At 46.8% G+C, this 9431-nt stretch carries 5 protein-coding genes; all 5 read right to left on the bottom strand.

The features are described from left to right. Positions 1-172: 172 nt before the first annotated feature. The gene (locus QUB44_RS19190) at positions 173-1507 is read right to left on the bottom strand and encodes an MFS transporter (RefSeq protein ID WP_333369875.1); all 1335 of its coding nucleotides are present in this window, start codon (positions 1505-1507) and stop codon (positions 173-175) included. 282 nt (positions 1508-1789) lie between these two features. Next, entirely contained in the window at positions 1790-2950 is a 1161-nt protein-coding gene (locus QUB44_RS19185; protein WP_333369874.1) for a PepSY-associated TM helix domain-containing protein, read from the bottom strand. Positions 2951-2957: 7 nt separating this feature from the next. Then, entirely contained in the window at positions 2958-5159 is a 2202-nt protein-coding gene (locus QUB44_RS19180; protein WP_333369873.1) for an acylase, read from the bottom strand. Between the two features lie 119 nt (positions 5160-5278). Further along, positions 5279-6136, bottom strand: a complete 858-nt coding sequence (locus QUB44_RS19175) for a TauD/TfdA family dioxygenase (RefSeq protein ID WP_333369872.1) — start codon at positions 6134-6136, stop codon at positions 5279-5281. Between the two features lie 196 nt (positions 6137-6332). Further along, positions 6333-9293, bottom strand: a complete 2961-nt coding sequence (locus QUB44_RS19170; protein WP_333369871.1) for a TonB-dependent receptor domain-containing protein — start codon at positions 9291-9293, stop codon at positions 6333-6335. Between the last annotated feature and the right edge of the window lie 138 nt (positions 9294-9431).

Below are 9431 nucleotides of genomic sequence, written 5' to 3'. Positions count from 1 at the left end.
TCTATCAAGACGACTAATTACCGAGAATTAGCAAAAGCGATAGAGTTTGCCTTCAATCAAGTTACATTATCCGATATGAGGAATTGGTTTACTCACTGCTGTTATTGTACCTCATCTTTATGAGAAACGCTATACCACCACGTTGTTATAGCGTGTGCCAGAGTAGCAGGGATCAATCAACCGAACTTGATAAAAAATCGCGATCGCAAACAAGATCCTCCACGTCGCGCAACACCCGGAAGGCATACCCGCCTAAGCCAAGTATGAACATACAGAGTCCGCAGCTAGCGTAAAGCAGCGCGATACCTGCCCCTGTCCCAGTCCCGAATAGCCAACCAAAAATAGGTGCAAGACTGCCTTTTGGCATCATCGCCGGCTCAAAAACACGATCGACCAATGGGCCTGCGATTAAGTAACCAAAAGTTGAAGCAACCAGTAAGCTTACAGAACGAGTGGCAAAAACCCGCCCTTGCACTTCCGGTTTAACCTTAACAAGCCAGATAACGTCAGCAGAACTGCCTAGCAGCGGGAAATTGAGAGACGAACAAAACTGAGCCCCTGTCCAAACTAAAGGCGTTACTCCTAAGCCAAACACCGTTTTGCTCAAGCCGGCACCTGCCATACCGAGCAAAAAGCCGTGTATCCGGCGCTTAGGGCCGCCCCAAGCACTCACAGCTAACGCCCCAACAATACCGCCCAAGCCGGCAGCCGAGATGGCCAGACCCAATATTCTGGCATCGTTACCAGTACGTGCCAAAATCATCGGCGATCGCAGTGTAGCGCTCAAATCGTGAACTAGCCAGAACAGCGATGTTAATATTAACAGCGCCAGCAGACTTGGGTGCGTGGCAATGTAGCGGAAGCCAAAACCGATTTCCTGTTGGATGTTTGTGAAACTAAAAGCCGGCGTTTCTGTGAGGGTGGGTTGCGGAATGTGTGCAAGCAGTAACGTGCCGATCGCGATCGCAAAAGTAGCGATATCGACAATCAAAATCCCTCTCAGACCCATTACATAGTAGAGAGTACCAGCCAGCGCCGGCGCCACAATTTTAGAGGTGTAAATTGCTAGAGAACCCATACTACTAGCGCGACTATACTGGGATTCTGGCACTATCATTGATATCGATGCTTTGTAGGCAAGCTCTTGGAGTTGCTGAAAAATACCGTTGACAGCTACAGCCAGATATAAATGCCATACTTGCAGATTGCTCCCTAGATAAAGCAGTAAGATAGTAATAGTTAATAAACCAGCCACCGTGTCACCAACTGCCATCAATAATTTACGATTCCAGCGATCTACAATTACCCCCATAAAGGGAGCAGTTAATAATTGTGGCATTTGTGCAAAGAAACCAAATAAGGCTAATGCTGTTGCCTGACCCGTGAGTTCCCATACCCAAATAGTGAAAGCGAAGCCGGTCATGCTAGAGCCAATTAGAGAAACTGTTTGACCGCTCCAGATCAGCAGGAAAGTTCGGAGGCTATTTGAAAGTTTTTTTAGGAACATTATTTTTTAGTTATATTGAGGCAAATAATTTTGGTGGTTGGTAATTGGTCATTAATGAAAAAAGTGTTTCTGTTCTGACGTTTTCTTTCACAGAGCCACTATTTATTCGGTATAAAAATAGTAACTGCGAACTGAAAATATGACTTACGCAAGTCTAGGCTAGAAACTGGGGTTTTTCATAGATTTTTAGTTGAGAGACTAACATTTTTTCTAAGAAACTCGGTTTCTTTGCGTAAGTCACGGTAAGATTATACTTTTCAATTTAATCCTCAGAAACTCTTCTCAAAACCAAGGCCATTCTGCAATCGGATAAAATTTTTGAGGTTCAGCTACGATCGCGGTAATTTGTCGGTTTGCTTCCCGCCGCTGAGCTAATCTCCACTGTCGCCTGCGCCAGAGTACGAGACCACTGATTGATAGCAATGTCGGCGTCAATCCGATGAAAACGTAGAGGATGCGTGTTGGCAACCCGCCGAAAGCACCGATATGTACCGGGAACAACAAATTTATAATCTGGGATGCCACAGGTGCTGTAAAACCATTTTCTACCCGTAAAACTTGACCGCTGTACCGATCGAGATAGACGTTGCTGCTACCGTTTGGGTGGATGTCTCCGACCAGTTTTTTACGCACTACGAATGTACCTTGCGGTTTGCTGGGAAAGGTAAGGTAAATGGTTTTTCCTGGTAAAGCCAAGTCCGCTTTTTGTAAAATGATATCTGCTGTAACTGGCGGCAAATTTGCCACCGTAGTTGATGTTAAGTCGGGGGTTTTTGGCGTGCCGGCGAGCGGGTAAATCACGCCCTTAAACTGGGCGGGAAAAATCATGGCTGTGCCGGTGGAGGCGATCGCAATCAGAAATACACAAGATAAAATCCCCCCGACTTTGTGAAGATCGTAGTTAATTAGCTGACGCGCAGAACGCCACCGGATTGCGAAGCCAGCTACCAACTTTTTCCAACCAGGCCACAAAATGATTCCAGTTACACTCAGCAGCAGCAACAGCAGTCCGCAAATACCAACAACTGTTTCGCCGACTTTGCCTCCCAAAAGGCTGACATGGAAGTTATAAATGAAACTCATAACAGTCCGTCCCCACTGCTGAAAACCCAGAACTTCTCCCGTGTAAGGGTTGAGATAGACGTAGGCAAAGTCGCCGCTGTTTAAGAGCATTCTCGCTGTATAGACACTATCTAACGCGCGAGGTAGCTCGAGGAAATTAAGCTGCCAATGGGGATAAGCTGAGCGGATTGTATCGATCGCAAACTGTACAGATACTCGATCGCCCTGTGGGATAACTTGGAACATCTGGGGATTGAGGAAAACGTTGATTTCTTTCCAGAAAACCAATGAACTGCCAGTTAAGCTGACGATCGCTAGCATAATTCCCACCATCGCACCTACATAGCGGTGCAAAACTAATGCGATCTGGCGCAATTTCATAAGTAGCTCACGGTGCATAATTGATACTTTGAACGGCTCGATCCGGCCCAGAAAACACCTCGCGTTTTGCTAAGTGAGATTCAATTTCTGTGCGCGATCGCCAAACCGGTCGCAAACGTTGACTCGCCAATAGCTGCAACTGATTGCCACCTTGCGGTGAACCAAGCATCGTCGAGTTGCCGTAGCTGGTGAGTACCATTGCCCGTACTGGATTGGAAAACTCCACCACCGCCACATAGCTATCCCCTTCAACAGCTCGAAACCGATTATCTTGGGTGGGAGCAAAACTGAGTACCCGAAAAATACCCAAGTTGTTAGGCCCTCCACTTGCCGGCAAATCCGTAGTGCTGTAGCGCAACCGGAAAACATCTCCCCAAGGCACGTCCAGCGCTCCATAAGCAGCTTCTACCTTGGTGGCAGCAGCACCAAGGGCAGTCACAGCAGCAGCGGGATCTGCCAAACCGTCGGGCGTAGTCATTGGCAAGTCTTCATTCCAAGGAACAGCAAACGAGATAGGGGAACCCATCTCTTGAACCCAAGCATAAAAAAGTACCGCGCCGCGACTATCTGCGTCCGCCTTGCGATCCCAGACAGCCAGCACGTCAGCGGCACGGCGGGCTAATTTATTGTCCTGCTGCTGGGTAGCCGCGATCAGATCGTCAAGCAAGCGATCGGCTAATTCCATGTGCGTTGAGTGCTTGTACTCAATCATTTCTTCAAAGGAGATTTTTTCATCTGCCATCAGCATCCTGGCAGAACTCTGAGCTCGAAAAGACATCGGACCGCGAGACGACATATAGGGTGGGTAATCATCGGGTTTGATCGCCTGCGGAAATGTTGTTGTCCAAGGTGGATCGTTCGCATTTTGCAACCAGCCGCTAGGGGGATCGATCGCGCGCGGCAAATCTTTATAGGGATGAATTTTCGTCCACAGCGTACTCGATGTGTCGCCAGGGATCGTGCCCTGCCAGTATTTAAAGTCTCCGCTGGACCGTTTTGGAACTTGACCGTTGAACAGGTGCATAATGTGTCCGTCTCGATCTGCGTACAGCACCGTGAACATGGGAATCTGCAAGGGTGCGATCGCCGCTTCAAATTGAGTTAAATTGTGCGATCGCCCCATATTCCACCACTGCTCAAGTGCTAAGGGTTGATCGAGGCCAACAACGCGCAGCGCCACAGCCTTACCCTCTTTCTGGCCAACAATCGGCCCGTAAATAGAACTTCGCACCGTCAAGGGTTCAGAGCGCCGAGAACCGTCATCCTGCTTGACTTCAACGATTTGTTCTTCTGTTTTAAAGGCTTGGATTTTACCGTCTAAGCGGTAGCCACCACCTGCCAGCGTCAGTTCGTAGGTATCCCAGCCATCATGTCGGTTCACCGTGTGAGTCCAGCCGAGGGAGTCATTGAAGGCAATTGCCAGTACCGGGATGCCAACCAGCGAAGCCCCATAAGCGTTGATGCCTGGTGCTGTTAGCTGTGATTCAAACCAAAGAAATAAGTCCGACCAGGGGAGGTGCGGGTTAGCCAGCAGCATCGCATTGCCAGTGGCAGAATGGGAAGGTGCGATCGCCCAGCCATTAGATCCGAGAACACTATCATTGATATCGTTTTCGGTTGCACCAGAATTATATAGAGGACACGGCAGTGCCGTGTCTCTACCGCGATTAATTGTAGGGATACCGCACTGCTCTGTCCTGGCTGTGGGTAATGTTAATTCCGATGCTAGCAGATTTGATATAACGCCCTTCACTTGCTGAGGATTAACCACAAACGTGAAGTTCAGCACGCGCTGAGTGTGAGCCAGCAAGTCTACCCCATTAATGGGCAGCACGGCTTTAACTTCATCGTCGATCGCATCGCCATGTTCTTCGGCATAACTATTAATTCCAGCAGCAAAAGCATCGAGATAGCTGCGAAAGGTTGGATTTTGTGCATCGTACCAAGAGCGAGCGCGAATAGGAATTCCCATAGTTCGTACCCACCGATCTGATTCTAAATATTTTTCTCCCCAGTATTCTGCTGCTCTTCCTCTCGCCTGTCCGTAGAGGCGCAAAATCAGGTTGCCGTGACTTTGCATCTGTGCCCAACCAAAGGCTCGGAAAAGGCTTTTAGTATCTTTGGCATAAACATGAGGAATTCCATAAGTGTCCCAGAGGATTTCAGCACGAGTCGGAGCCGTGGCAAAACTATATTGGCCTGCGAACAAGACAAGGATCAGGCTAAGAATAAACGGTAAAAGTAGAGACGACCTACTTTTAATAAAAAAAGCTGATTTTGAAACATTGAAAAACATTTTTACCTAGCCATTTTTGAAAAAAGTTAAACTCAAAAATTCAGCATACTGTTGGCAAATAAAATCTTGCGCCGACTGTCGGTAAAAGCCTGTCTGCCGTGCAAAAATCTTGAATTGTCAATCATTACTAAATCACCGGATTGCCACGAGATTGCAACCGTCAGTCTATCCATAACTTCCTTAATTTCATCAATGGCTGCATCGGGAATCGGGGAATCATCTTCAAAAATTACTTTTTTAGTTCTTTGTTCGTTGACAATACCGTTAGCAAAGGAGTCCTCATTCCCATACTTTGTTTTAACGACAGCAGAACAAACATAATCTAGAGTCACAGACTGGTCATCATTGATTGTGTATTTAACACCTTCAAAACTATTCAGCGCTTTTTCGACATCAGCTAGCGTAGCATTTTCTCCTAAAAAATGCTTCCAGTTAGCAACAGGTATATTGTGAATAAACTTGTTTTTTTTATTCAAAAATAGCTGCTTTGATTCTTCACTTAATTCTGACCAGACTTGTACGCCGTCCCAAAATAAAGTTTCACCACCATCGGCGGCCGGCACATCACAGCAAAACCAAACAGCATCGGGTCGTAAAGGAGTAGTAGCGCCTTCAGCATGAGGAGCGATATATCCCATTCCTTCGTCTACAAGATGGATGGCTCCGTCGCTCGAATCTGTCCGAATTTTGACATCATCGCGAACGAATTTAGAGCTAAATTGTTCGGCAAATTTTTTAAACTGTTGCTGGTGAACGGCAAACCCTCGAAAAAGAATTAGACCGCATGATTTAAACAGTTCCATAATTTCTGTTATTGAAAGTTGAAAAATATCTGAGCCTGTGCCGTCACTCTCTACAATTTTTCCTGTATTGCTTCCCAGTGAATCCATTTTAATTAAGCCCTTTTTTTTGAAATTTACTTTCAGTTACTTTAAAGTATTTTCGCAATACCAAAGCAACCTATTTTTTACTGAATCTGTGTGCAATCGTGCGTTTTTTGGCAATACCAAAGAAACCGGGTTTTTTACTAATTTTGCGGGTGGAAAAACGTATTTTGTTCCATTAAACCCGGTTTCTGGACTCCGATTACCAATTGAGAACGTAGCGAAGGCTAAGGCTGCGACCTCTAGCTGCAAATCTTTCGGAATTATCAAAACCGCCGGCACGTTGAAGCTGGACTGGAAAATATTGGGTGTCCAACAAGTTTTCGATGCCAATATTTAACGTCCCTGGTCCAACTTTAACACTGCTGATATAGTCCACCACTAAATAGTTATCGATGCCCACAGGGTCAACTCCTTTATCAAAAGCCCGATCGCGATTCCCGATATAAGCCAGTTGCAATCGGTTGCGCCATCCAGGCGTAGTTTGGTGTTGAATATAACTCGTCAGCTTCAGAGGTGAGATAATACTGCTATTGAGAGGCAAATAGTCTCCATCTTGATTGACATCATTTTCACCTTCTTGCCAAGTTGCAGTGCCGCCGAGTTGCCATCCCCCTCCCGGTCGCCAGTCGAGAGTTCCTTCAACCCCATAGATTCGTTGCGGAGCCCGATTAATTCCGATGGGAAAACCGCGATCGTCTAATTCAAAACTTTCACCCAATTCGGAGGTATTGTAAAAACCCGAAATAGACGCATTTACTTGTTCCCAGTTGCCGCGCACCCCAATTTCGTAGTTGTCAACTCTTACCGCTTCTAATTGTTGAAAATCGCCCCCAATTGAAAATCCTGCAGGCGGACGGCGCAGGAGATTTCCAAAATCTGGTATGCTAAAACCTTGGGCAAAGTTACCAAACACATTAAATGTGTCTGTGATTTTATAGACAGCACCGGCATTAAACACGGTGTTATTAAAGTCCAAATCTCCACCTTCAATTGCTGCATTGCCTGGGAAGGTAGTGTAGTCGTCAACACTGAAACCGACCCGCTGGTGGCGCAATCCGCCAGTGACTAAAAAGTTATCGCTAACATCCCATTGGAATTGAGCAAACAAACCTAGCTGGTTGAGATCGTAACGCGGTATTTCAACGCGCTCGTCAATTTTACGGTAAACTCTACCGCCGCTTTCGTCGAAAGTCGCAGGATCGAAAATATCCTGCACCACTGTGTTGTACTCGCTGTTGTAATCAACTCCCCACACTACTTTAGCTACTGTAAATAGAGGAGTTTCAATCTGCAAGCGACCGCCCCAATTTTGATTTTCTACTTGTCCAAACGTGATATTTTCAAAAAAAGCCTCTCGAAAATCTCCTGGGAAGAAATTTAGAGTGCTGTACCGATAGTAAGCTTGAGCCTGAAGCTGGCTGCCAAAAAGCTGATCGTTAGTGTAGGTGAAGTTAAGGAGAGTAGTTTGATCTCTTGGGGGGGTAGAGTCAATAAATTCCAGTTCTCCTACTCTCAAGGCGCGGGCTTTTTCTGTCCCGGCCGGGCGGGTATTGACGCTCAAATCGTTGATATATTCGTTATCAACTTGGGTAGAACTGTAGCGGTTGAAGGTTAGTTGCAAGCGCTGTTGAGAATCTAGGTTTACTCCTGCCTTAGCTAATATATTGTAGGTATTGCTTTGATCTAAGGGGCGATCGTTAAAAATGCGATCGCCTTCAGCATCATAAAAAGTGCCAGTGCTTTCTCGCGAGAAGGAAAAGACGTAGTTATAAGCGCCCAGTGTACCCGATAGGGCATGCGCGATGTAGTTGCCAACACTGTCGCTTTCTAGGAAGCGTTGGCCGCCGCCAGCAGCAGTCAGACCTACTTCTGACTGTTGAGACAGCGGATTTTCGCTCGGCCTGCGGGTAATAATGTTGATCGTCCCGCCTGTGGCCTGACTTCCGTAGATCGCATTGGGGCCGCGAATAACCTCAATTCGCTCGACCGCATTGGGAGCAATGGTTTGCAGCCCTCGAGGTTGAGTATTTGTGGTCAGGGGTACGCCGTCAATTAAGACGGAAACACTACGACCTCGCAAGTTTTGCCCAAATTGGTTTCTCGATTGAGTTGAAGCCCCTAAGCCTGGAACTTCCCTACCCACAATATCTTGCAGGCTTCGCGACACGGGAGTTTGCTGCTCAACCTCAGCACGGGTAACTACTGTCACCGATCGCGGTATATTTTGTATAACTTCTGCGGTGCGCGTGGCGGTAACGACAATTTCAAGTTGCTCAGAATTTACAGGAGGAGTCACGCTGAGAACTAAACCGCGATCGCTTTCTACTACTTGTGCGGGTGGTGCTGCTTGTTCTCCGGTGACGGTGACTCGGATGCGCGAACCTTCAAGCTGAGTTACTGTCACCTCAGCAATTCCTCGATCGGGATTTTGAACGCGAAATTCCTCACCCGACGGTAAAACTAATTGAGCATTTTCGATGTCAGCGATCGCACTGTTGCCTTCTGTTCTGGTAATAGCTTGCAGCAATTGCCCCGCTTCTGTTTCTAAGATGACTTCCAAACCAGCCGCAGTAGGGTTAAGCTTTACACCTGTTACTTGTACGACTGATTGAGAGATTCGCACCGCATCAGAAATAATAAAACTTTGCCGCGATTGCTCAAGCAATCCCTCAACACTCGTGCTAGGACGATCGATGTCGTTGAGTTTTGGTATGTCTGTTATTGGTTCAATATTAGGATTAGGAAAAGCGCGATCGCTATTACTAGATATCTTCAATACACCTTGTGGAGCAGGCATCCTGCCTGCTTCTGAGGGAGTTTTTTTGATATTTCTTTTGTATTCTGAAGCCACGATCAAGTCAGAATTGAGTTTTTGGACTTGATTTTCTACAGATACCTTGGCTTCTAACTCCTCGCTTTGGGATGAGGGCTTTTCTGCGATCGGTTTTTGGGACGGGATGACAGAAGGGATCGCCCACCATTGAGTACGATCGTTCTCTTTTGAGGGATTTACTGAACTCGGATCGGGCGCGATCGCGGGTGCACCTTCAGCAGAATCGGACTTAGCGTCCTCAGAGAAACTCCTTGGCCCTGCTGCTGCTACTGGCATGATACCAACGCTCAGCAGTGCAACACATAAAAAAGGTACACGCAGTTTCATTTTCATTCACACCACACACTTAAAAACTTGAGCTGCTACACCATCTGTAAGAGTGAATGCACCGATTGAGCTGCACTCCCGACTTGTGCTCTGCTGAAAACCTACCCAAGCAAACACGAAAAAAACTAAGCCTGTCAG

The sequence above is a fragment of the Microcoleus sp. AT3-D2 genome (assembly GCF_036705715.1).
Taxonomy (GTDB): Bacteria; Cyanobacteriota; Cyanobacteriia; order Cyanobacteriales; family Microcoleaceae; genus Microcoleus.
Note: the sequence above shows the minus strand (reverse complement) of the source record. Positions and strands in the feature narration are given on the sequence as shown.

What these genes read in the sequence shown, in the direction of transcription:
- QUB44_RS19190 (WP_333369875.1), bottom strand. Translation starts at nt 1,507, where the DNA reads ATGTTCCTAAAAAAACTTTCAAATAGCCTCCGAACTTTCCTGCTGATC.
- QUB44_RS19185 (WP_333369874.1), bottom strand. Translation starts at nt 2,950, where the DNA reads ATGAAATTGCGCCAGATCGCATTAGTTTTGCACCGCTATGTAGGTGCG.
- QUB44_RS19175 (WP_333369872.1), bottom strand. Translation starts at nt 6,136, where the DNA reads ATGGATTCACTGGGAAGCAATACAGGAAAAATTGTAGAGAGTGACGGC.
- QUB44_RS19170 (WP_333369871.1), bottom strand. Translation starts at nt 9,293, where the DNA reads ATGAAACTGCGTGTACCTTTTTTATGTGTTGCACTGCTGAGCGTTGGT.